A 21534-nucleotide genomic window follows, 5' to 3' on the forward strand; every position below is an offset into this window, starting at 1 on the left:
AATTGTGCTCGAATAAGGGAAAATTCTAGGGGTCGTGATTGTGACCCTGCGCCCGGTTGGCGTGGCTGTGCAAGATGCGCGCGAGCCCGGGCGACAGCGGCTGGCTGGCTGGGGTCATCATCAGCCGCCCCATCAGGGCGCGGCAGGATTCTTCAAGCATCAACCGCTCGAATCGCTCGTGCCGCCAGGCCACCGCCGCGCGGTGCAGGCTGGCAAGAGGGGCGTCCTGCGCAAGCGCCTTGCGTTGCTCGGCCACCCGATCCGCAAGCGCGAGCACGGTCTTGTCCTCGACGGCGGCAAAGTTGCGCTCGGTCCAGTAATCCATGCCGAGCGTCTGATCGGAATGCACCGCGCGCCCCCGGTCGGCCTTGAGGATGAAGCTTTCCATCGCGCCCAGCGGGTAGTGATTGAGCTGCGCCAGTTTGTAGTTCGAGCGCCCGTAGGTGGAAAAGATCCGCTTGGTGCGAAAATGCGGCTCCAGCGCGCGGCCTTCGCCATCGTACCAGATGGACGTCTCGATCCGGGATGGATCGGGATCGCGCGGGCGGTGCACGCCCAGCTTCCGGTAGGTGCCATCGTTGCGGTAAAGCGTCTTGAACATCGCCGCGCGCCAAGGCCAGACCATGTCCGCCGGGGCGGCGCGGGTGAACTGCTGCGTCACCGGCGTGTCGCGATAGCGCAGCACCCCGGCATTGCCGAACAGCCGCCATGTCAGGGTGATGGCGTTGGCGCGAGGCAGGGCTTTGATCAATGCGGGCAGAGTACGATTGCCCACGTGCACGTTGACGAATTCGTCGACATCAAGCGGCAGCAGCCAGTCGGCCTCGCGCACCGCCGGGCAATCATCGGCAAGGCGCAACGCGGCGAATTGCACGCCGCCCTCATGTGGGCCGTCGTTGCGGATATGGGTGACATGCCCGAGCTCTTGAAGCCGTTGCAGCATCAGATCGGTGCCATCTTCGCAATCGTTCGATAGCGCCACTACGTGGCTGACCCCCGCCACAAGGTGATGGGCCAGCCAGTCGAGCAGAAAGGCCGCCTCGTTCCGCACGCAAAGCACCGCGACAATCCCGGCCACCTACCAGCCCTTCCTGAACGTCACGACCTTTGCCTCCGAGGCTTTGGGGAAATAGCTCAGCCCCGCCCGGTGCATGGCATCGAACACCGCCTGAACGCCGCTCTGGCCAATCCACTGGGGGTGAAGTTCGATCACCGCGACACGCAGCCCGCTCCAGTCGGCGGCTGCAAGCAGCTCGGCCTCTGCCCCTTCGATGTCGCAGACCAGCACGTCGGGCGCGGTTTCCTTTAGCACGCGGCGCAGCCCGTGGCGGGGCACCTGCACGGTCTTTACGATGGTGTCCGGGTCGCTTTCGCGGTCCAGCGACGAGCCAAGGAAATTGCGCCGCAGATGGAAATCGACCGGCGCGCCGTCTTCAGGCGACAGCAGGGCATTGCGCAAATCGACATTGCCCACGCCATTGGCGTCGTGCACGCTGCGGATATAGGGGATCAGCTGCGGATTTGCCTCGTAACTTACGACCGAGGCGACCTTTTTCCTCACCGAGAGCAGGGTCGACATATAGCCGATGCCGCCCCCGAGTTCGAGCACCCGGTCGCCCTGGCGCACCACGCGCATCACGGCATCGCATTCCTTGCGTTCGTAGAGCCCGTCGCGCAGCGCGCCGCGAATGCGGCCGGTGGTGATTTCGGGGTGCTTGGGGATTTTCAGGCCGCGCGAGCGGATGAAAGGGTTTGGCGCGTCCATCGCTCAGCTTTCCATGTCATGCGCAAGGGATTGCGCGACCCGCTCGGTGTCTGTCAGCTTCAGGCTGAGGGCCTGATCGTACAGCTCGGCGAATTCAGGGGTTGCGCGCAGCTCGGCGGCCTTGGCGCGGTGCCATGCCAGCCCGTGGTCATGCCAGCGCCGAAGCGCGGGGTCTTGCAACAGGCGGCTCATCTCGGCGCGCAGGCGCGGCAGGTTGCGTTGGATGCTGATGTCGCGGGCGCCGGACCAATCCATGCGGATCCAGTAGTTCAGTCCGATCGTGCGATCCACATGCAGCGCCCGCCCGCGCTGGCGTTTGACCAGAAAGCTTTCGGCACTGCGCAGGGCGTAATGGTTGAGCTGTACCAGATCATAGCCGATGGTCTTGCGGGAATTGCGCCAGCCGTGGCGGCTGGCCTCGGCGGTCATGTCGCGGCCCGAGCCGTTGACCCATTTCACCTTGTCTTCAAACCCTTGCATCAGCTTGTTCGGGCGGTGGCACGAGATCTTGCCGTAGGCGCCGATGTTGCGGAACAGGCTCTTGAAACCCCAGGCGGTGTGCGGCTTGGGGCAGTAGCTGGGCGCGCAGGTCTCGAACTGTTCGATGACGGGGCGGTCGTGCAGCTGCGTCACGCCGCCATGACCGAACAGCCGCCAGGTCATGGCGATGTTGGTCGCATCGGGGGCCGCGGCGAAGAGATCGTCCAGCGTGCCATTGCCGCAGCGGATGTTGATGAATTCGTCCACGTCGATATGGGCGATCCAGTCCGCTCCGATCATCACCGGCTCGCGCAGCGCCGCATCCAGCGCGTGCTGCTGCGGAGATTTGCCCTGCCAGCCATTGTTGTCACGGTGCTGCGCAAGGCCAAGCTGATCCAGCCGGTGCAGAAGCTCGGCGGTGCCGTCCTCGCATCCGTTGGTATAGATGAGGAAATCATCAAAGCCGATGCTGCGATGATAGGCGAGCCATTCCAGAATATAGGGCGCTTCGTTCTTCATGCATCCCACGATGACACGGCGGTCAGCGCCTTGCCGCGTGGCGGGGGTAAAGGCGGGCTGCGCTGTCTGCTCGTCGATGTCGCCGAGCCGGTTGTGCGGCGCAAGCCCGGAGCGGCCAAGCCGGATCACCTGCGCCAGCGCCTCTGTTGGCAGGTGTCGGGTTTCGGCGGGCGGGGCGGGGGGCTTGGGAGGTGCGGCAGCCTGCGAGATGCGCCATCCCATCGCCATGAGGTATTGCGTGGCGCGAAAGCCCTTGTCTGGCTTTGCCTCGACCCACGGCGCCTGTGGCTCTGGCGCCGCTGGCAGGCGCAGTCCCGGATGGGCCTGCGCAAGCTGGTGCAGATCCTTGGCAAACCGCGCTGAAATCGCGCTCAGGCTGCCCGGATCCAGCGGCGCGCCAGAGGTCTTGATCTCAGTCAGCAGGCGGCGCCAGGTTCGGCGCGGCAAACTCTCGCCGCGCTGCGCCAGCAGCCGCATGAGCGCATCGTTGAACAGGCGGCAGCGGGTCAGCCACGCGGCAGAGGGCGGATCTGGCAAGCGGGCCGGTTCGGCCTTGCCGATGCTCGGCGCTATGTCGAACAGAATGCGCAGATGCTCTGTCGCGCTTTCGCCATAGAGGCCGGGCAGGTCGAGGCCGTGCAGCCGCGTCGCGCCATCGCCAAAGACCGCATCCCATTGCGCGCACAGCTGCGCGCTATCAAGCCAGTACACCGCGCCCTGCACATCGGGAAACTGGCCTCGCGCCGGGTCGGGCGCGCCATGGCTGGCCAGCGCCGCCTGCCACCAGTTCGAAGCGCTCAACAGCCCGAGTTCGAGGTCGAGCGAAGATGTCCGCCCCTCCAGCAGCTGCGCGGCATAGCGGCGGGCGAGCATCCGCGCCGGATCGTCGATCTGGGCGATGATGCGAATGTCGTCGGACAGCGGGGCAAGCAATTCGCGCAACCGGACCCGTTCGGCGTGGCTGGGCAACGAGGTGCCAAGCTGGTGCGCCGACAGGATCAACGTGTCTGGCTGCGCCGCCGCCACCTCTTGCGCAAGCTGGGCGGCGACCTCGGCGCGCAGGGCGGCCTGCTGGTCGGGCCCGGCATAGCCGCGATTGAAGCGCAACGCATCGACGGGGCCGCTGATCGCCATGAACAGCCGCGAATGATTGCGCGCGCCCGGCGAGCGGGCATAGAGCACGCCCTTGCCGCGCAGCTGCGCGCGCTTGGCATCGAGCACCCGTTGCAACCGGTCGGCGGCCTGCGCGTCTGGCCCGATATGGACAAAGATCTTCATGCCGAGCGGTTCTCGTTGGCGCGGCCCCACCAAGGCAGGCTCAGCCCAAGATGCGCCTCGATCCGGCGGGGGGCATCGGGCGCGGCGGTGTCATAGCGCAGGTAGCGTGGATCGCCCGCGAAGAGGCGATCAAGAAAGGCGTAATGCTGCGTCACCCATTGCACCCGTTGCAGCCGCGTTTCGCCGTAACCGCGTGGCAAGCCGGGAACATTGCCGCGCGGCAGCCGGTCGGTGCCAAGATCGGACCAGCGCAGCATCGACTGCGCCACATCCTGCGGCGCGCGCCAAGAGGCCACGAAGCGCAGATCGGGATGATGGTTGCGCAGCGCTTCGATCAGGCCGAAATCGGTCTGCGGCCACAGGCAGTAGGTCTGGTTCAGCACCGAAATCTCGGTCAGCGCGTCGATGCTGCCAAGCCGTTGCAGCGGATCGCCAGAGCCGTAATAGCCATCGTAAAGTTGCCGCGCGACAAAGCTGCCGGCGATGGCCTTGTCGGGGCAGGAGCCCCGGCGCAGTCGAAAATCCGCCACCACCAGCCCGGCCTTTTCCAGCGCCACGGCCAGCGTCGTGGTGCCGGTCTTGGGCAGGCCAAGGTTGATAACCCGCACGCTCATGGGGCCAGCCCCAGCTCGCGGGCCAGCTCCAGCTCTCCGGGGGGAAAGGTGGGCAGCCCCTGCAGATGTTTGCGCAGCGCAGCGTAGTGCGGGTCTTGCGCCAGTTCGGCAGCGCGGGCGCGGTGGGCGGCGACGCAGGCATCGTGCAGTGCGCCGACATGGGTTTTCATCTCGTCCAGCGCTTCAGTCAGCGCGGGAAGATAGCGGCGGATCGACAGATCCTCCCATGCGGGATCGTTGCGTTCGCGCCAGTAACTGTCGTCAAAAGCGCGCCCGCCGCGGTTCACATCGCCCCGGTCGTTCTTGACGAGATAACTGTCGAGCGAGCGCAGCGCGTAATGGTTCAACGTCGCGAAGCGCCGCGCCCCGGCGGCGGGAAACCGGCGAAGGCGGCGCGGGTTGGCGGCAGTCAGGAACTTGCCCGGCACCGCGCGGCCCGAGCCATCCGTCCACGTCGGCTGGGGTGCTCCCTTGCGGGCAAAGGGCCGGTGCGCGCCGTAATAATGCAGCGGGAAATCCTTGCGCACCAGTGTCTTGACCTCGATCGCCGTATCGGCGCACCACAGGTCGGGATTGTGCGAGCGGGGGAACTGGGCAATCACCGGGGCGTCTTCGAACTGCATAACGCCGCAATTGGCAAAGAACTGGAAGGGCACCGTAATCGCCTGTGGATCGCCGCAGGCCGCGATCAGCGCTGCAATGTCATGGCCGGGCACATGAATGTTTAGGAATTCATCCACATCCGCCACCCAGACCCAGTCCGCCCCGGTGACAAGGGGGTGTCTGGCGGCGGCCTTCAGCGCCTCCATCTGGTAATTGCGCCCCTGCGCCGGGTTGGGCAGATGCACCACGCCATACGCCCCCAGCGCATCGAGCAAGGCATCGGTGCCATCGCTGCAATCGTTGGAATAGATCAGGAAATCCGTCACCCCGATCAGCCGGTTGAAGGCGATCCATTCCAGCACGAATGGCCCCTCGTTCTTGACGCATGTTATCGCGGTGACGCGCAGGTCGTCTGCCCTGAGTGCTGCCATGGTCCTGCCCGGTCTGCCTGAACGCCCGAAGGTTGATCCTTCGTGAGCTGTTCTAATGCCGAATCATCGCAGCTTGCTTAACGCCCGTCAATCGAGCCGCGACTTTCGGGGGATTGACCGGGGCGCGAAGGAACGGCACTCCGGTAGCCGAGGAGAGAGGAGACCCCCCATGCAGATCCCCGCAAGCATCGACGAGGTGCAGGAAAAACTCGCAGGCGCGGGCTATGTCTGTGGCCGGTCGCTGGCCACGGTGGTGTTCCTGTCGCTGCGCCTTGGCCGGCCGCTGTTCCTTGAAGGTGAGGCGGGCGTCGGCAAGACCGAGATCGCCAAGGCGCTGGCGCTGATGCTGGGTCGCCGCCTGATCCGGCTGCAATGCTACGAAGGGCTGGATGCGTCTTCGGCGGTTTATGAATGGAACTTTCCGGCGCAGATGATCGCCATCCGCACCGCCGAGGCGCAGGGCGGGGCCGACCGCGAGCTGTTGCAGCAGGAATTGTTCGGGCCGGATTTTCTGGTCGAGCGCCCGCTGCTGCAGGCGATGCGCCCCGATGCCAACGGCGCCCCGGTGCTGCTGATTGACGAGCTCGACCGCACCGACGAGCCGTTCGAGGCCTTCCTGCTGGAGGCGCTGAGCGATTTTCAGGTCACCATTCCAGAGCTGGGCACCATCAAGGCCCCCGAGCCGCCCATCGTCATCCTGACATCGAACCGCACCCGCGAGGTGCATGACGCGCTCAAGCGCCGCTGCCTGTATCACTGGGTCGACTACCCCGATTTCGAGCGCGAGGTAGAGATCCTGCACGCTCGCGAGCCGGGGCTTGCCGAACGGCTCAGCCACGAGATCGTCGCCTTTGTGCAGGGGCTGCGCACCGAGGACATCTTCAAGAAACCGGGCGTGGCGGAAACCATCGACTGGGCGAAATGCCTGCTGGCGCTGGATGTGGTGGATCTGTCGCCCGAGGTGATCTCGGACACGCTGGGGGCGATCCTGAAATATCAGGACGACATCGCGAAAATTCAGGGCTCCGAGGCGGCGCGGCTGCTGAACGAGGCGCGCAGCGGGTTGGATCGCGGCTGATCCGGTTGCACAATGGCGCTGGGCGGGGCATGACGCTCGGATCCTATGCGAGGCGCAAGACATGGCGAAGAAACCCGGCAGCGGCGCGGGCGGCAACACACCGACCGGCAAGAACACATCGGGGCGCGGCCAGCGCGACCTGAAGGTCAAGGTCAAGACCGCGCGCGGGCGCAAGCTCAGCTCGACCATGTGGTTGCAGCGCCAGCTCAACGACCCCTACGTCAAACGCGCCCAGATCGACGGCTATCGCGGTCGGGCGGCGTACAAGATCCTTGAGTTGAACGAGCGGTACAATTTTCTCGTGCCGGGGGCGCGGGTGGTCGATCTGGGCTGCGCGCCGGGCGGCTGGTGCCAAGTGGCCGTTCCCCGCGTCAACGCGCTGGGCGAGCGGGCGGGCAAGGCGCAGGGCTTTGTGCTCGGCGTCGATCTACAAGAGGTCGTGCCGATCGCCGGGGCAGAAATCCACCAGCTGGATTTCATGGCTGATGAGGCCGACGCTCAGGTCAAGGCGTGGCTTGGCGGCAATGCGGATGTGGTGATGTCGGATATGGCGGCCTCGTCTTCGGGCCACAAGCAGACCGACCATTTGCGCATCATCGCGCTGTGCGAGGCGGCGGCGGCGCTGGCCTTTGACGTGCTGGAGCCGGGCGGCACCTTTGTCGCCAAGGTGCTTGCGGGCGGGGCCGAGCAAGGCTTGCAGGCGCTGCTGAAGAAGCGGTTCGACAAGGTGGCGAACGTGAAACCGGCGGCGAGCCGTTCGGATTCCTCCGAGAAATTCGTTGTTGCCATGGGCTTTCGCGGCCCGCAGGCCTGACCGCGCCTAGATTGGCGGCGGCGCGTCAAAGGACGCCGCAGCGCGATCGCGCAGGGCGTTGGCGATTTGCGGGGCGAGCAGGCGGACCGCTTCGAAACCGGGGCCGTCTGCGGCAGGCTGCGCACAGAGGCGAGAGCGAGCAAAACAATGACCACCAGCCTGTGTTACGACGACAGCAACACCCAAGGTGCGCGGCCGATGTCGCTTGGCTGCGGTTTTGTCGCGACGGGGGATCAAGTGGGGGTCTCGCCGCAGGGCGGGGAGCACGCGCGCTCTGGCGCGGCGATGGCGGGCGTGCCCGCTTTGGCTCTGGAAGTGCGGGCATGAGGGCGCTTGGGCTTTTGCTGCTGCTCTGCGCCTGCGCGGCCCCAAAGCTGCCTCCGGCGCCGCTGTCGCTGCGCGATGAGTCTGCGCCCATCGCCAGTCAGGTCGATGCCGCTCTGGCGCGGCTTTCCGGAGACTGGGTCGTCATCGAAGGCGCCGGGGTGCGGCCGGGTGCGCGCATCGCCGTGCACGATGGCCTGATGCGCATCGACGGTGCGCCGATGCCGATTGCCGACGAAGGTATGGGGCGCTTCCGGCTGGCCGGGCAGCCGATATGGGTGCACTGGATCGACGCAGACAACCGCACGGCGGCGCTGGGGGAACCCGGTGGCACGCGGGTGTGGATCATGGATCGCGGCGGAGCCTCGGGCGAGCGGCTGAGCGCCGCGCGCGAGATCCTGACGTGGTATGGCTATGCGCTTGACAGAATGTTGCGCTGACATCCGCGCCGATTGGCATTAACATAGGTTAATACCCAGTCCAGATGGTCGAAAGCGCTCGCAACTTCTTGCGAATTCACTCAAAACTTAATCCTTGGGTGCAAGCTGCACCGCATGGGGCAAGACAAGAAGAGCAATGAACCGAGACTTTTCCCGCCTGTTGAGCCCGCGCTCCGTTGCCCTTGTGGGCGGCGAAGACTGGTGCCGTTCCGTCATCCGCAACCTGCGTGGCATGGGATATGTCTGGGACATCTGGCCCGTTCCGGGCAAAGACGGGACCATCGACGGGGTGCGCTGCTTTGCCGGTATCGACCGGCTGCCAGCGCCGCCGGATCTGGCCCTGATCGAAGCGCATGGCACGGCGGCTGTCGCGGCGGTGTCGCAGCTGTCGGCGCGCGGCGCGGGCGGCGCGATCTGCGAAGGGCGAGCCGATGCCGGGGCGCTTGCCGAGGCGGCAGGGCAGATGCCGCTGCTGGGGCCGGAATGCCCCGGCCTGCTCAACGCGCTGGAACATGCGCCGATCTGGGCGCGCAGCCATGGGCTGCGCCCGCTCAAGCGCGGGGTTGCCATCGTGACCCGCAGCGCCGCCTTTGCCGAAGCGCTGTCGATGCAACGCCGCGGGCTGCCCATTGCCTGCATCACGGTGCAACCACAGGGTGGCGCACAGACCGGCATCTCGGCGCTTGCGCGCGCGCTGCTGGCGGACGAGCGCATCAGCGCGCTGGGCGTGCAGGCCGAGGATCTTGGCAGCCCGCAGGCGTTCATCGCGCTGGGACGCGAGGCCGAGCGGCTCGGCAAGTCGGTCGTCGTGCTGCGCGCGGGCGACGAGCGCGCCGCCACCGCCCTGATCGCGCGCGCTGGCATGGCGCGGGTGCGCAGCCCCGAAGGCTTTCTCGAGGCGCTCAAGATCCTGCATGTTCTGGGCGTGCTTCCGGCCAATGCCTTTGCATCGCTGTCCTTCAGCGGCACATCGGGCGCGGTGCTGCGCGATCTGGGAATCGCGGCGGGGCTGCAGTTCCCGCCCCTGACCGAGCTGCAGCGCATTGCGCTTGGCGCGGATCTTGCACCGGGTGTGGCGCTTTCGAATCCGCTGGATGCGCGCTCGGCGGCGGGCACATCGGCGGCCCGCGTGTCGCGGATCATCGCCGAGGTGATGTCGGGAAAAGCCGTGTTGACGCTGTTGTCCATGGATCACCCGCGCGCCGATCGTAGTTGCGATGACAGCTGGAAGCAGCTGGTCGATGCGGCGGCGGCGGCACGGCGCAATGTTGGAATGCCGCTGGCGTTGGTCTCGACCTTGCCCGAGGGCATGCCCGAAGAGCTGGCCGAGGCGTTGATGGCGCAAAAGCTGATCCCGCTGTCAGGGCTGTCTGCTGCGCTTGAAGGGCTGCGCGCCTGCGTCGAACTGGGCGGGCCTCGGCGCATTCCCGAAGATATCTTCGTGCCGGATCGAAGCACGCCGCGCGTGCCCGAGGATGCCCATGCAGCGCTGTCAGAGCAGGGGCTGGAATTCCTCCCCGCCGGGACGGGCACGGCGGCGCCCGGCGTTCGGCTTGGCGTGGTTGCTGCTGGTGGCTTTGGCTATGTGATGACCCTGCGCCGCCGCGCGCAATCGGTTTCGGCTCTGCTGCCGCTGCGCGCGGGCGAGGCAAAGGCGCTGCTTGCGGGGCTCGGCGTGGAACCACAGGTGATCGCTACGGTTGTTCCCGCGCTGATGACGGTGCAGGACTACGTCATCGCCCAGGACGGCGCGTTGGACGAGGTTCGTCTGGTGCTGCGCCTGCAAGAGACCGGTCGCCCACGCGCCTCAGGATTGCAGATCCGTGCCGCCGGTGGCTGAACGAAACACAAGGAGGGCCGCAGGATGGACCATCGAAATTTTCTGACTGGCCTGTTCGAGGCCGCCGTCGCCGCCGCAGACCCGCGCGTCGCGCTGGCCGGGGCACTGCCTGAAAAGCCAAAGGGGCGCACGGTCGTTGTCGGCCTTGGCAAGGGAGCGGCGCAGCTTGCCGCCGCTTTCGAGGATCTGTGGGATGGCCCGCTGACCGGTGTCGTGGTCACGCGCTACGGCTATGCCACGCCTTGCCGCAACGTTTCAGTGCTGGAAGCCGCCCACCCGGTGCCCGACGCCGCAGGGCTGGAGGCGACGCAGGCGCTGTTCGCCGCTGTCGAGGGGCTGACCGAAGACGATCTTGTGGTGGCGCTGGTCTGCGGTGGCGGCTCGGCGCTGTTGCCCGCGCCTCCCGCCGGGCTGACGCTTGAGGATGAGCAGGCGCTGAACCGCGCGCTGCTGGCCTCGGGCGCGCCGATCGGGGTGATGAATGCCATCCGCAAACACGCCAGTGACATCAAGGGCGGGCGGCTGGCGGCAGCCTGCGCGCCGGCGCGGGTGGTCAGCCTTGTGGTGTCGGACGTGCCGGGCGACGATCCGGCGCAGGTGGCGTCGGGGCCAACGGTGCCCGACGCGGTGGATGCCGAAACGGCGCTGCGGATGATCGCGGCGTGGAATATCTCTCTCCCCGCCAATATTCTGGCACATATCCGCTCTGAGGCTTCGCGCGCGCCGCATCCGTCGGATGCCTGCTTTGCCCGCAACGAGGTGCGGGTGGTTGCATCGGCGCGCCTGTCGCTGGAAGCCGCCGCGCGCAAGGCCGAGGCAGAGGGCATTCCGGCCGCGATCCTGTCCGACAGCATCGAGGGCGAGGCGCGCGATGTCGGCTTTGTCCACGCTGCGGTGGCCCGCGAGATCGCGGCGCGCGGGCGGCCCTTTGCCGCGCCGGTGGTGCTGCTGTCGGGGGGCGAGACCACGGTGACCCTGCGCGGCAAAGGCGGGCGCGGCGGGCGCAACACCGAATTCCTGCTGGCCTTTGCCCATGGCATCGACGGCGTGACCACGGTGCAGGCGCTGGCAGCCGACACCGACGGCATCGACGGCAGCGAGGACAACGCCGGTGCTTTTGCCGATGGCGGCACCGCCGCTGCGCTGCGCGCCACCGGCGAAGACGCGATGACCCGGCTTGGTCGCAACGATGCATGGGGCGCGTTCGATGCGGTGAACGCGATCTTTGCGCCGGGTCCGACGGGCACGAACGTAAATGATTTTCGGGCGGTGTTGATCACCGCCTGACCTCGCGCTGCATGAAAAAGGCCCGGTGCTGTGCACCGGGCCAATCTGTTGCGTCTTGGCGCTTACTCCGCCGCCTGCTGTGCGGCTTCCCATTCCGCCCAGGCTTCCGGCGTGTCGAGATCGACCAGCGCGCGCTGGTCGGGCAGGGCGACCTGCCGCAGCCGGTGCATGTTGGCGCTAAGCACGGTGCGTGCCCCCATATCCCCGGTCAGAGCGGTCAGCGCCGGAAAGCAGTCGGACGGGAACAGTACCGGGTGACCCGGCGTGCCGTCTTCGGCGGTGGCCTGCACCAGCACCGGGCGCGGCGAGCGACGATAGGTGTCGATCACGGCGCGCAGATCATCGGCGCAAAGCTCGGGCATATCGGCCGGCAGGACGATGACAGCCTCGAAACCATGGGGCATCAGCCCCACACCCCGCCGGAACGACGAGGACATGCCAAGATCCGCATCCGGCACCTCGACAATCTGAACCGGCAGGCCGGCGAGCGCCTGTGCGCGGGGATGCTGGTGGCCCGGCAGGGCCACGCAGACGTGGTTTGCGGCGGCCAGAGCCGCCTCTGCCAACCGGCGCAGCAGCGGTTGGCCGCCCACGTCCATCAGCAGCTTGTCGGTTCCGCGCATCCGGCTGCTGGAGCCGGCGGCGGGTATAAGTACAGCGATTCCTCCCATGCGAGCCTTATACCGCAGGTTGCGAGGTGAGGGGGGATTTTTTGACAGCGCAAACTTCAGACAAGTTTACCCGAACAGGGCGAGTCCTTCGCTGCGAGAAGACGGGCGAATCGCGTCCGCTGACGGAGCGTGAGGAGTTGACTAGACTTCGTGAATCCATAAAATTGGACCTCAGTTGAAAAAAGATGTGGGCGGGGCTCAGAATGGTACTCGCGCGGAAACCCTCGATCGAGGACGAGCGGCTCGCCGAGCTGCGCAGTTTTGGCGTGCTCGACGCGGCAGCCGATCCGGCATTCGACGAGGTTGTGGATCTGCTGGCCACCACGCTCAAGGTGCCGGTCGTTCTTATCAGTCTTGTGGACGAAAATCGGCAGTGGTTTCGCGCCCGCCATGGCTTTGCGCCGTCCGAGACCCCGTTGAACCAGTCGATCTGTTCCCATGCCATTCTCGAGGATGGCCTGCTCGAGATCGAAGACACGCTGAACGACGTGCGCAGTGCGGACAACCCGCTGTGCTGCGGGCTGGTTTCAGACTTGCGCTTTTATGCGGGCGCACCGTTGATCACCCGCTCCGGGCATCGCATCGGCACCCTGTGCGTTCTGGACAACAAGCCGCGCCGCCTGAGCGCTGCGGAGCGCAAACTGCTTGAGGTGATGGCGCGTCAGGTGATGCGCCAGCTCGACCTCGAGCGCGCGCTGCGCAACAAGGAGATCCTGCGCGAAGAGATCGACCACCGGGTGAAGAATTCCCTGCAGACCGTCGCCTCGACCATTCGGCTGTACCGGGCGCGGATGCGCTCGGACGAGGCGCGCGAGGCGCTGGATGCGGTGGGGCGCCGGGTCGATGCCATTGCGCAGCTGCATGCCGAGCTGAACCTGACGTCAAAGATGCACCACCTGCGGCTCGACAGCTATCTCGAGCGGGTTGCCCTGCTGCTTCAGCGCAACGCCCCCGACGCGGCGCAATTCGACATCGACGCCGCTCCGATTCAGGTCGACAGCCGGGTGGCGGCGGCGCTTGGGGTGATCGTCAATGAATTCGCCGCGAACAGCGGAAAATACGCGCGGCCAGCCAATGGCGAGGGACTGCGCGTGTGCTTCGAGCTGCGCCGCGTCGGCCCCAACCGGATGACGCTTGTGTGCCGGGACAATGGCGCCGAGAGCGGTGATACAACACAAGTGGACGAGCTGAACTCGACCTCGCTCGGAGCGCGGCTGATGCAGGCTGCCGCAGCGCAGGTTGGTGGCACGCTGACCGAATGCCGGACGCCGCAAGGCTTCGAGCTGCGCTCGGAACTGCCGATCGACCTCGACGCCGGGGCCGAGGCCGATTCCGGCCAGATCAGCCCGCGGGCTGTTGCTGCACGAGGGGGCGCACCCGCAGCCGAGTGATGCGGTTGTGATCGCGCTCCATCACCTCGAACCGGAAGCCATGGAAGCTGAAGCGCTGGCCGGGGGTCGGGATCATCTGCGCCTCGTGAATGACCAGCCCGGCAAGCGTGTTGGCCTCGTCGTCCGGCAGCGCCCAGTCGGTGGCGCGGTTCAGGTCGCGAATGGTCATCGCGCCGTCCAGCCAGTACCAGCCATCGGCCCCCGCATTGACCTGATGTTCGGCGTCGGGGTCGTGCTCGTCGGTGATTTCGCCGACGATCTCTTCGAGGATATCCTCGAGGGTGATCAGCCCTTCGAGCGAGCCGTATTCATCGACCACCAGCGCGAAATGCGTGTGCTTCTTCAGGAAGTTGCGCATCTGGTCGGCAAGGGTGGTGGTGTCGGGCACGAAATAGGGCTTCATCATCACGTCGGTGATGCGGAATTCGCTCAGCGCTTCGGCGGCGTTGTCGCCGGCCTTTTCCATGGTGTCGTACATGGCGCGCATCAGATCCTTGGCGTGGGCGACGCCGATGATGTTCTCCTGATCGCCGCGGTAGACCGGCAGGCGGGTATACGCGCTTTCGAGACATTTCTGAAGAATGACGCGCGGCTCCTGATCGGCATCGACCATCTCGATGTTCGAGCGGTGCAGCATGATCTCTTCGACGGTGCGCTCGGCAAGGTCGAGCGCGCCAAGAATGCGGTCGCGGTCTTCCTTTTCGACGACGCCTTCGGAATGGCCCAGTTGCAGCGCTCCGGCGATTTCCTCGCGCACGGCGAGCACCTGACTGTCCGGGTCCGTCTGCACACCGAAGACGCGCAGGATCAGCCGCACGATGGCGCGAATGGCGTTCACCACGGGCGAGAAGACAAGGACGATTATTCTGATCGGCCGCGCAACGCCCGCTGCCGCGGTTTCGGGGTTGGTGATGGCATAGGTCTTGGGCAGCACCTCGGCAAAGATCAGCACCAGAAAGGTCATGATCAGCGTCGCCATCGCAACGCCGCTGTCACCGAAAATGGCGGTGAACATGGTCGTGGCGAGCGAGGTCGCAAGGATGTTGACGAGGTTGTTGCCCAGCAGCACCGAGCCGATCAGCCGCTCGCTGTCCTCGGTCAGCTTGAGCGCGGTTTCGGCGCCCTTCGAGCCGCGATCCTGCGCGGCGCGCAGTTTGCCGCGCGAGGCCGCAGTCAGCGCGGTTTCCGAGCCGGAGAAGAAGGCAGACATCAGGATCAGCAGCAAGATTGCGCCTGCGGTGATCCAGAGGGCGGCGTCGGTGGTTGTGGCGTCCATGATGTTCTTTTCGATCTTCCGAGGTCAGCTCTGGTTATGGGGGCGCAGCGGGGATCGATCAAGGGCCACGGGCGCAAAGCGGGGTGGCAAATTTTTTATCGAGGCCCTTGCGTTGCGAAGATCGGGCAGGGGCTTGCGGCGCGCAATCTCTGGGCGGCTCGGTCAGTCCTTGGCGAGCGGATGATGCTCGAGCACGAGCTCCTTCAGGCGTTCTTCAAGCACATGGGTGTAGATCTCGGTCGTGGCGACATCGGCATGGCCCAGGAAAGTCTGGATCGCCCGCAGGTCTGCGCCGTTCTGCAGCAGATGCGTGGCAAAGGCGTGGCGCAGGGTGTGCGGGGTGACTTTTGCGGGCGACACCCCGGCCTCGACCGCGAACTCCTTGATCAGCACGTAGAAATGGTAGCGGGTCAGATGCCCGGCCTTGCCGCGCGAGGGGAAGAGGTGCGACTGAACGGGCTTGCCTTCTGCCCGGCGCGCGGCGTCAATCGCATCGCGCCGCGACAGCCAGTCGGCCAGCGCATCGCGCGCGGGCGCCGACAGCGGCACCATGCGTTCCTTGCCGCCCTTGCCGCGGATCAGCAGCATCCGTGGATCGCCGCGGGCCGAGGACATCGGCAGCGTCACCAGCTCGGTCACCCGCATCCCGGTGGCATAGAGCAGCTGCATCAGGCAGGCGTTGCGGGCGCGGTCATCCTCGGTCCGGCCATGCGCTGCCCCGGCTGCCAGAAGTCGGTCGACCTCCTCGAGGCTCAGCGTCTTGGGCAGGCGTTTGCTTTTGCCGGGGCCGGTGATCTGGATCGCCGGGTTGTCGGCCCGAAGCCCTTCTTCGAAGGTGAAGCGGTAGATCTGCTTGATCGACGACAACCGGCGGGCGCGGGTGGCCAGCGCCAGCCCCTGAGCTTCGCAATGCACGAGGTAATCCTCGACGTCGCGGCGCTGTGCGGTGTCCAGCGCAAGGTCGCGCCCGGCCAGCCAGCGGGTGAAATCCGCAAGATCCCGGCCATAGGCCAGCGTGGTGTTGTCTGCCGCGCCGCGTTCGGCCACCTGCGCTTCGAGAAACGCGCCGATCCAGTTGGCGGCGCTCATCGCGGGGCGCCTTCGTCGGACAGGATCAGCAGTTGAATGGCAGCGCGCCGCGCCGTGTCTTCAAGCCCGACCGCGCGCAGGGTCGCAAGCGCTTCGGTCAGGTCTTCGTGGTTGCCTTCGGCGCCCGAGGAAAGCAGCGCCATGGCGCGCAGGATGACTTCGCCAAGGCGGCCTTCGGCGAGCATATTGCGCAGCGCCTCGGGGGGCGTTGCCCCTGACCACGCGCGCGCAACGGCGCCTTGGGTGCCGCCATCGGGCACAAATGCCGGGGGCTCGCCCTGCGCCACGGCCGCAACCGTCGCCATCAGCCCCTTGGGCGCGGCCAGCTTCTGGGCGGCGGGCTCGTAGGCATCCGAAAGCAGTTCGGCGCGGGTGGCCAGCGTTGCGGCGCGCCCGCTCAGGGTCAGCTCGGCAAGCCGCGGCCCGAAGAGCTTTGCGAACGGCACCAGCAGCCCGGCGCTGCGCATCTGCGGCCATGCCTTCACCAGCGCCGGACCAACGAGGTCACTGCGCCCGGTGGCCAGCGCCGCATCGAGTTTCTGCACCGCCGAAACCCGGTCCCAGACGCCACCCGACGCGGCGGGCTTACGGTCGGAATAGATCCCCAGAAGGCGATTCTCGGACAGGGCACCGCGCCGGGCCAGCCGCTCTGCCGCCAGCAGTTGCGCGCGCCATCCGCTGGTGCCGGACAATTCGGTGGCCGCAAAGGCGCGGGGCAGGGGCTGGGTCGGCAGCGCCTCGCCGATCGCTTCGAACAGGCGGAATTGCAGCGGGGTCGGGCGCGGCGGCACCGGCACGGGGGGGCTGCCTTCGGCCAGTTCAGGTTCGAGAAAGCGCAGCAGCAACTCTCCGTCCCGTTCGGACAGCTGCCCAAGGGCCTGCGCCGTGCCCAGCACCGTGGCGGCATGATCCCAGTCGCCGCGACGCGCGGCGCAGTAGATGCGGGTCGGCAGGTCGTCCGACAGCTCGGGCTGGTCCTGAAGCGCGGCGCAGGGGGCATCGTCCCGCCCGGCCAGAAGCGCAAGATCGAACCAGCGCTCGAACAGGATCGGGGTTTCGATCTGCCCGGCCTGTTCGATCAGCGCCAGCGCCGGGTCGATGGCGCCTTCTGCCAGCAGCCGATCGAGCCGCGAGGCCAGAAAGCGCGCGCCGCCATCGGCCGCCACAGGCGCATCCGCCTCGGCCAGCAGCAGCGTGAAGAGCAGCGCCGACAGCGCCGGTTCTGACGGATCGACCGCGGCCAGAAGCGAGGACAGCGTACCGGTCTCGCTGCTGCCCCACAACGAGCGTGGCAGGCCGGTCACCGACATCGGCAACAGCCCGGCAGCGCCGGGCGACGGCGCGCCCAGCGGCAGGGTCTCGACCTCGGGGCTGGCGCCGCTGGAGGCGGTCGGCGGCTCTTTGAGCGGGATCATCGGGGCCGGCGCGGGCATCACGGTCGGCACGTTGTCACTGCCCAGCCAGCCGATGGCCGACATTGGCGCACCGGGGCGGCCCTGCGCGGCGCACAGGCTGCCCGCAAGGCTCAGCAGTACGGCGAGCGCGGCGCTAGTTCGCATTGAGCTCCACAGGCTGGCGGATCTCGGTCTGGGGCGGTGAAAAATCGGCGCCGAAGAACGGGCCGACATAGGCGTAAGCCACCAGCGCGATCCCGCCAAGGACCAGCAGGATAAAAAGCCATTTGATGATGCGTCCCATATGCTCAGGTGTCCTGCCTCGTGTCGTTTTCGGGAACTTATAACTGGCCTTTTGGCCAAACTCACGTCATTCACCGTTCGGGAGGAACAATTGGCGATGGATGGCCGAGATACAAGGGTGCAGGCGCTTACGTTGAAAAAGACAGTGGTGCTGGTGGGAATGATGGGCGCGGGCAAGACCGCCGTCGGCAAGGCGCTGGCGCTGGCATTGGACGTGCCGTTCCGCGATTCGGATGCCGAAATCGAATCCGCCGCGAACATGAGCATAGCAGAAATCTTCGAGCGCGACGGCGAGTCCTTCTTCCGTGACCGCGAGACGCAGGTGATTTCCCGGCTGCTGGATGGGCGGCCCGCCGTGCTGTCGACCGGCGGCGGTGCCTATATGCGGGCCGAAAACCGCGCGATGATCACCGAGCGCGGCGTCGCCGTCTGGCTGGACGCGGCGCTTCCGGTGCTGTGGAGCCGGGTGCGCCACAAAAGCACCCGCCCGCTACTGCGCACCGCCGATCCACACGCGACATTGCGCGACATCTACGAGGCGCGCGTTCCGATTTACCGGCTGGCCGATCTGGCGGTGACGTCCGAGCAGGGACGCAGCGTCGACGAGATGGCCGAACGGGTGATCGAATTGCTGATAACGCGGCCGGATGTGCTGGCCGCCGAGGAGGTCTGAGGGTGAAGACGGTTCATGTCGCGCTTGGCGCGCGTGCTTACGACGTGCAAATCGGTGCCGGAGTTCTGGAAAACGCTGGAGAAATGCTGCTGCCCCTGCTGCCCCGCAAGCGGGTGGTCATCGTCAGCGACGACACTGTCGCCAAGGCGCATCTCGGGGCGCTTCAGGCGGTGCTTGAAACGTCGGGGATCGCCTGGGAGTCGCTGACCCTGCCGCCGGGCGAGGCGACGAAATGCTGGCGTGAGCTGGAACATGTGGTGGAATGGCTGCTCGCCAGAAAGGTCGAGCGGCGCGACGTGGTGGTGGCGCTTGGCGGCGGGGTGATCGGCGATCTGGTGGGATTCGCTGCGGCGATCCTGCGCCGGGGCGTGCGCTTTGTGCAGATTCCGACATCGCTGCTGGCGCAGGTCGACAGCTCGGTTGGCGGCAAGACCGGCATCAACTCGCCGTCCGGCAAGAATCTGGTGGGGGCGTTTCACCAGCCCAGTCTGGTGCTGGCGGATATCGCGGTGCTCGATACGCTGACCGATCGCGATTTCCTCGCTGGCTACGGCGAGGTGGTGAAGTATGGCCTGCTCGGGGATGCGACATTCTTTGACTGGCTGGAAAGCAATGCCGATGCCATCCGGCGCCGCGACCGGGCGGCGCTGACCCACGCCGTGGGGCGCTCGGTTGAAATGAAGGCCGAGATCGTGGCGCGGGACGAAACCGAACAGGGCGATCGGGCGCTGCTCAACCTCGGGCACACCTTCTGCCATGCGCTGGAATCGGCGACCGGCTATTCGGACCGGCTGCTGCACGGCGAAGGCGTTGCCATCGGTTGCGGGCTTGCCTTCGAGCTGTCCTCGCGGCTGGGCCTGTGCGCGCAGGAAGACCCGTCGCGGCTGCGCGCCCACCTCAAGCAAATGGGCATGAAGGTCGATCTGGCCGATATTCCCGGCGATCTTCCCTCGGCCGAAGCGCTTTATGCGCTGATGGGTCAGGACAAGAAGGTGCTCGACGGGGCGATCCGGTTCATCCTTGCGCGCGGGATCGGGCAGGCCTTTGTCACGGCGGATGTGCCGCGCGAGACGGTCCTTGCCGTGCTCGAGGACGGGCTGCGCCGCCGCTAGGCGGTGATTGTCGCAGGATCGTTTCATGCCTGTCATGGAACCGAGTCGTTGATCTCCTAAGGGTCAGGCGAACCGAAGCAGAGCGGCTTCGGGACGCTTCACCCGGAGGGATTTCGGCATGATGATGATCAACCCGCTGCGCTTCGTGCTTGCCTGCTGTTTTCTGCCAGCCCCGAACGGGATGCTGGCCGTGGTCCGGCGTGGCAAGCGCCTGTATTAAGGCACCCCGCAGCCTCCGTAAAAAACGTTCTGTGAAAATCTTTCGCCCCGGCGCGGTTGTGGCGGCCCGGGGCAGGGTCTCTGTTGGCGTCTGGTGAAACAATTTTTCGCCTAACAGCCTGCGGCGCCTGTATCAGGCAAAGGCATAGCAATGAGCGGAGATTGGAGCGGGTGAAGGGAATCGAACCCTCGTATTCAGCTTGGGAAGCTGCTGCTCTACCATTGAGCTACACCCGCGACGCCATGTGACTACTGCACTGTTCCGGCAGTGGCAAGCCCTTCTTCGCTCGCACGGCCCTGCCGCGTTGCAGCGGGCGAATCCGCCTTGCAGGCATGGCCCCTTGCGCTTAGAAGACCGCAAAATCTAATGAGCGTGGTGGGTCCCGTCCGGGCCTCGCCCAAGAAGCATAGGGAAATGGTATGCAGGTCACCGAGACTCTGAACGAAGGGCTGAAGCGCGCCTACGAGCTTGTCCTCACCGCCGAGGAACTGGACGCGAAGGTTAACTCCAAGCTCAAGGAAGCACAGCCCGAGATCGAGATGAAGGGCTTCCGCAAGGGCAAGGTGCCCATGCCGCTTCTCAAGAAGCAGTATGGGCAGCGCCTGATGGGCGAGTCGATGCAGGAAGCCATCGACGACGCCATGTCGAAGCATTTCGAAGCCAGCGGCGATCGCCCGGCGCTTCAGCCGCAGGTCAAGATGACCAATGACGACTGGAAGGAAGGCGAGGACGTCGCTGTCGTGATGTCCTATGAAAAGCTTCCCGAGGTGCCCGAGCTCGATCTGAGCGGCGTGGCGATCGAAAAGCTGGTGGTCAAGGCAGATGATGCCGCTGTCGACGAGGCGCTGGCCTCGCTCGCCAAGACCGCGCAGGATTTCAACGACCGCGCGGCAGATGCCGAAGCGCAGGACGGCGATCAGGTCGTGATCGATTTCGTCGGCAAGGTCGACGGCGAGGCATTCGACGGCGGCACCGCCGAGGATTACCCGCTGGTGATCGGCTCCGGCTCGTTCATCCCCGGCTTCGAAGAGCAGCTGGTCGGCGTCAAGGCCGGTGACGAAAAGGCTGTCGAGGTGTCCTTCCCCGAGGAATACGGCGCCGAGAACCTCGCTGGCAAGGCCGCCGTGTTCGACGTGACCGTCAAGGCCGTCAAAGAGCCGGTCGATGCCGCAATCGACGATGAAATGGCCAAGAAGTTCGGTGCCGAGGATCTTGCCGGGCTCAAGGCGCAGATCTCCGAGCGTCTCGAAGCCGAATATGCCGGCGCGGCGCGTCAGGTGATGAAGCGCGGCCTGCTCGACGAGCTCGACAAGCTGGTCAGCTTCGAGCTGCCCCCGGCGCTGGTCGAGGCCGAGGCTGGCCAGATCGCCCACCAGCTGTGGCACGAAGAGCACCCCGAGGTTCAGGATCACAACCACGATTCCATCGAACCCACCGACGAGCACAAGACCCTTGCCGAGCGCCGCGTGCGCCTTGGCCTACTGCTGGCCGAAATCGGTCAGAAAGCCGAGGTCGAAGTGACCGATGCCGAGATGACCCAGGCGATCATCTCGCAGGCGCGTCAGTATCCGGGGCAGGAGCGCGCGTTCTTCGACTTCGTGCGTCAGAACCAGCAGATGCAGCAGCAACTGCGGGCGCCGATCTTTGAAGACAAGGTGATCGATCACATCGCGGCGCAGGCCACGGTGACCGAGAAAGAAGTCACCAAGGACGAGCTTCAGGCCGCTGTCGAGGCGCTTGACGAAGAGTGATACCGGGACGGGGTGGCCCCGCCACCCCTGACCTGACACAGGAAAAGCGCGCCGGGGAACCCGCGCGGGGTTTTCGGTTGGGGCCAGTGGGGGGGGTGAGCGCGGGCGGGGCCTTGGCGCGCGGGGGGTGGTGACCCCCCCGCGCGCGTCCGCGCCCCGGTGGCGCCGCAGGCCGGCCCCC

At 66.3% G+C, this 21534-nt stretch carries 20 protein-coding genes and 1 tRNA gene; 10 read left to right on the forward strand and 11 right to left on the reverse strand.

Going from position 1 to position 21534, the window contains the following annotated elements; translation table 11 throughout:
• Window positions 1-25 precede the first annotated feature (25 nt).
• Genes Q4543_RS09660 through Q4543_RS09680 form a run of 5 tightly spaced genes read right to left on the reverse strand, consistent with a single transcriptional unit; the run spans window position 26 to window position 5666 of the window.
• Window positions 26-1078, reverse strand: coding sequence for a glycosyltransferase family 2 protein (locus tag Q4543_RS09660; protein WP_303437701.1), 1053 nt, complete (start codon window positions 1076-1078; stop codon window positions 26-28).
• The gene (locus Q4543_RS09665; RefSeq protein ID WP_303437702.1) at window positions 1079-1765 is read right to left on the reverse strand and encodes an FkbM family methyltransferase; all 687 of its coding nucleotides are present in this window, start codon (window positions 1763-1765) and stop codon (window positions 1079-1081) included. It lies immediately after the preceding gene.
• Between the two features lie 3 nt (window positions 1766-1768).
• Complete coding sequence (locus Q4543_RS09670) at window positions 1769-4042, reverse strand: glycosyltransferase family 2 protein (RefSeq protein ID WP_303437703.1); 2274 nt, start codon at window positions 4040-4042, stop codon at window positions 1769-1771.
• Window positions 4039-4656 (reverse strand): hypothetical protein, encoded by a 618-nt coding sequence (locus Q4543_RS09675; protein WP_303437704.1) that lies wholly within the window; start codon window positions 4654-4656, stop codon window positions 4039-4041. Before Q4543_RS09675 ends, Q4543_RS09670 begins: the two co-directional genes overlap by 4 nt.
• Entirely contained in the window at window positions 4653-5666 is a 1014-nt protein-coding gene (locus Q4543_RS09680) for a glycosyltransferase family 2 protein (protein WP_303437719.1), read from the reverse strand. The genes Q4543_RS09675 and Q4543_RS09680 overlap by 4 nt, the downstream gene beginning before the upstream one ends.
• Window positions 5667-5859: 193 nt before the next feature.
• Here Q4543_RS09680 and Q4543_RS09685 point away from each other — a divergent pair, with 193 nt between their 5' ends.
• The 6 genes from Q4543_RS09685 (at window position 5860) to Q4543_RS09710 (ending at window position 11473) form a co-directional block, all read left to right on the forward strand.
• Complete coding sequence (locus Q4543_RS09685) at window positions 5860-6768, forward strand: MoxR family ATPase (RefSeq protein ID WP_303437705.1); 909 nt, start codon at window positions 5860-5862, stop codon at window positions 6766-6768.
• Window positions 6769-6829: 61 nt separating this feature from the next.
• The gene (locus Q4543_RS09690) at window positions 6830-7582 is read left to right on the forward strand and encodes an RlmE family RNA methyltransferase (protein ID WP_216005861.1); all 753 of its coding nucleotides are present in this window, start codon (window positions 6830-6832) and stop codon (window positions 7580-7582) included.
• A gap of 147 nt (window positions 7583-7729) precedes the next feature.
• On the forward strand, window positions 7730-7909 hold the full coding sequence (locus Q4543_RS09695) for a hypothetical protein (RefSeq protein ID WP_303437706.1): 180 nt from the start codon (window positions 7730-7732) through the stop codon (window positions 7907-7909).
• Window positions 7906-8346, forward strand: coding sequence for a lipocalin (locus Q4543_RS09700; protein ID WP_303437707.1), 441 nt, complete (start codon window positions 7906-7908; stop codon window positions 8344-8346). The genes Q4543_RS09695 and Q4543_RS09700 overlap by 4 nt, the downstream gene beginning before the upstream one ends.
• Window positions 8347-8482: 136 nt before the next feature.
• Complete coding sequence (locus tag Q4543_RS09705; protein ID WP_303437708.1) at window positions 8483-10186, forward strand: CoA-binding protein; 1704 nt, start codon at window positions 8483-8485, stop codon at window positions 10184-10186.
• A 24-nt stretch (window positions 10187-10210) separates the two neighbouring features.
• Complete coding sequence (locus Q4543_RS09710) at window positions 10211-11473, forward strand: glycerate kinase (RefSeq protein WP_303437710.1); 1263 nt, start codon at window positions 10211-10213, stop codon at window positions 11471-11473.
• A gap of 62 nt (window positions 11474-11535) precedes the next feature.
• Here the strand turns inward: Q4543_RS09710 and Q4543_RS09715 are convergent, their stop codons facing one another.
• Window positions 11536-12144 carry a nucleotidyltransferase family protein gene (locus Q4543_RS09715; protein ID WP_303437711.1) on the reverse strand — a complete coding sequence of 203 codons (609 nt, stop codon included), beginning with the start codon at window positions 12142-12144 and terminating at the stop codon, window positions 11536-11538.
• 203 nt (window positions 12145-12347) lie between these two features.
• Here Q4543_RS09715 and Q4543_RS09720 point away from each other — a divergent pair, with 203 nt between their 5' ends.
• The gene (locus Q4543_RS09720) at window positions 12348-13535 is read left to right on the forward strand and encodes a histidine kinase dimerization/phosphoacceptor domain -containing protein (protein ID WP_303437712.1); all 1188 of its coding nucleotides are present in this window, start codon (window positions 12348-12350) and stop codon (window positions 13533-13535) included.
• Here the strand turns inward: Q4543_RS09720 and Q4543_RS09725 are convergent.
• The 4 genes from Q4543_RS09725 to Q4543_RS09740 all read right to left on the reverse strand — a co-directional run bounded on the left by Q4543_RS09725 (window position 13486) and on the right by Q4543_RS09740 (window position 17598).
• Window positions 13486-14811, reverse strand: a complete 1326-nt coding sequence (locus tag Q4543_RS09725; RefSeq protein ID WP_216005854.1) for an HlyC/CorC family transporter — start codon at window positions 14809-14811, stop codon at window positions 13486-13488. The genes Q4543_RS09720 and Q4543_RS09725 overlap by 50 nt on opposite strands.
• 162 nt (window positions 14812-14973) lie before the next feature.
• Window positions 14974-15900 carry a site-specific tyrosine recombinase XerD gene (locus tag Q4543_RS09730; RefSeq protein WP_303437713.1) on the reverse strand — a complete coding sequence of 309 codons (927 nt, stop codon included), beginning with the start codon at window positions 15898-15900 and terminating at the stop codon, window positions 14974-14976.
• Window positions 15897-17459: a hypothetical protein gene (locus tag Q4543_RS09735; protein ID WP_303437714.1), complete on the reverse strand. Its 1563-nt coding sequence runs from the start codon at window positions 17457-17459 to the stop codon at window positions 15897-15899. The genes Q4543_RS09730 and Q4543_RS09735 overlap by 4 nt, the downstream gene beginning before the upstream one ends.
• Window positions 17449-17598 (reverse strand): hypothetical protein, encoded by a 150-nt coding sequence (locus Q4543_RS09740; protein ID WP_216005852.1) that lies wholly within the window; start codon window positions 17596-17598, stop codon window positions 17449-17451. Before Q4543_RS09740 ends, Q4543_RS09735 begins: the two co-directional genes overlap by 11 nt.
• A gap of 96 nt (window positions 17599-17694) precedes the next feature.
• Between Q4543_RS09740 and Q4543_RS09745 the strand changes: the two genes are divergently transcribed.
• Together Q4543_RS09745 and aroB are read left to right on the forward strand one after the other, a co-directional pair.
• Window positions 17695-18270: a shikimate kinase gene (locus tag Q4543_RS09745; protein ID WP_216005851.1), complete on the forward strand. Its 576-nt coding sequence runs from the start codon at window positions 17695-17697 to the stop codon at window positions 18268-18270.
• Window positions 18271-18272: 2 nt separating this feature from the next.
• Complete coding sequence (gene aroB, locus Q4543_RS09750; RefSeq protein WP_303437715.1) at window positions 18273-19382, forward strand: 3-dehydroquinate synthase; 1110 nt, start codon at window positions 18273-18275, stop codon at window positions 19380-19382.
• A 382-nt stretch (window positions 19383-19764) separates the two neighbouring features.
• Here aroB and Q4543_RS09755 read toward each other — a convergent pair.
• Window positions 19765-19838, reverse strand: a tRNA-Gly gene (locus Q4543_RS09755).
• 183 nt (window positions 19839-20021) lie between these two features.
• Here Q4543_RS09755 and tig point away from each other — a divergent pair.
• Window positions 20022-21353 (forward strand): trigger factor, encoded by a 1332-nt coding sequence (gene tig / locus Q4543_RS09760; RefSeq protein WP_303437716.1) that lies wholly within the window; start codon window positions 20022-20024, stop codon window positions 21351-21353.
• Window positions 21354-21534 lie beyond the last annotated feature (181 nt).

This window comes from Salipiger sp. 1_MG-2023, from assembly GCF_030547555.1.
GTDB lineage: Bacteria > Pseudomonadota > Alphaproteobacteria > Rhodobacterales > Rhodobacteraceae > Salipiger.

Coding starts and splice junctions, on each gene's coding strand:
- Q4543_RS09665 (WP_303437702.1), bottom strand. CDS start 1,765: ATGGACGCGCCAAACCCTTTCATCCGCTCGCGCGGCCTGAAAATCCCC.
- Q4543_RS09670 (WP_303437703.1), bottom strand. CDS start 4,042: ATGAAGATCTTTGTCCATATCGGGCCAGACGCGCAGGCCGCCGACCGG.
- Q4543_RS09675 (WP_303437704.1), bottom strand. CDS start 4,656: ATGAGCGTGCGGGTTATCAACCTTGGCCTGCCCAAGACCGGCACCACG.
- Q4543_RS09685 (WP_303437705.1), top strand. CDS start 5,860: ATGCAGATCCCCGCAAGCATCGACGAGGTGCAGGAAAAACTCGCAGGC.
- Q4543_RS09690 (WP_216005861.1), top strand. CDS start 6,830: ATGGCGAAGAAACCCGGCAGCGGCGCGGGCGGCAACACACCGACCGGC.
- Q4543_RS09695 (WP_303437706.1), top strand. CDS start 7,730: ATGACCACCAGCCTGTGTTACGACGACAGCAACACCCAAGGTGCGCGG.
- Q4543_RS09700 (WP_303437707.1), top strand. CDS start 7,906: ATGAGGGCGCTTGGGCTTTTGCTGCTGCTCTGCGCCTGCGCGGCCCCA.
- Q4543_RS09705 (WP_303437708.1), top strand. CDS start 8,483: ATGAACCGAGACTTTTCCCGCCTGTTGAGCCCGCGCTCCGTTGCCCTT.
- Q4543_RS09710 (WP_303437710.1), top strand. CDS start 10,211: ATGGACCATCGAAATTTTCTGACTGGCCTGTTCGAGGCCGCCGTCGCC.
- Q4543_RS09715 (WP_303437711.1), bottom strand. CDS start 12,144: ATGGGAGGAATCGCTGTACTTATACCCGCCGCCGGCTCCAGCAGCCGG.
- Q4543_RS09720 (WP_303437712.1), top strand. CDS start 12,348: ATGGTACTCGCGCGGAAACCCTCGATCGAGGACGAGCGGCTCGCCGAG.
- Q4543_RS09725 (WP_216005854.1), bottom strand. CDS start 14,811: ATGGACGCCACAACCACCGACGCCGCCCTCTGGATCACCGCAGGCGCA.
- Q4543_RS09730 (WP_303437713.1), bottom strand. CDS start 15,900: ATGAGCGCCGCCAACTGGATCGGCGCGTTTCTCGAAGCGCAGGTGGCC.
- Q4543_RS09735 (WP_303437714.1), bottom strand. CDS start 17,459: ATGCGAACTAGCGCCGCGCTCGCCGTACTGCTGAGCCTTGCGGGCAGC.
- Q4543_RS09740 (WP_216005852.1), bottom strand. CDS start 17,598: ATGGGACGCATCATCAAATGGCTTTTTATCCTGCTGGTCCTTGGCGGG.
- Q4543_RS09745 (WP_216005851.1), top strand. CDS start 17,695: ATGGATGGCCGAGATACAAGGGTGCAGGCGCTTACGTTGAAAAAGACA.
- tig (WP_303437716.1), top strand. CDS start 20,022: ATGCAGGTCACCGAGACTCTGAACGAAGGGCTGAAGCGCGCCTACGAG.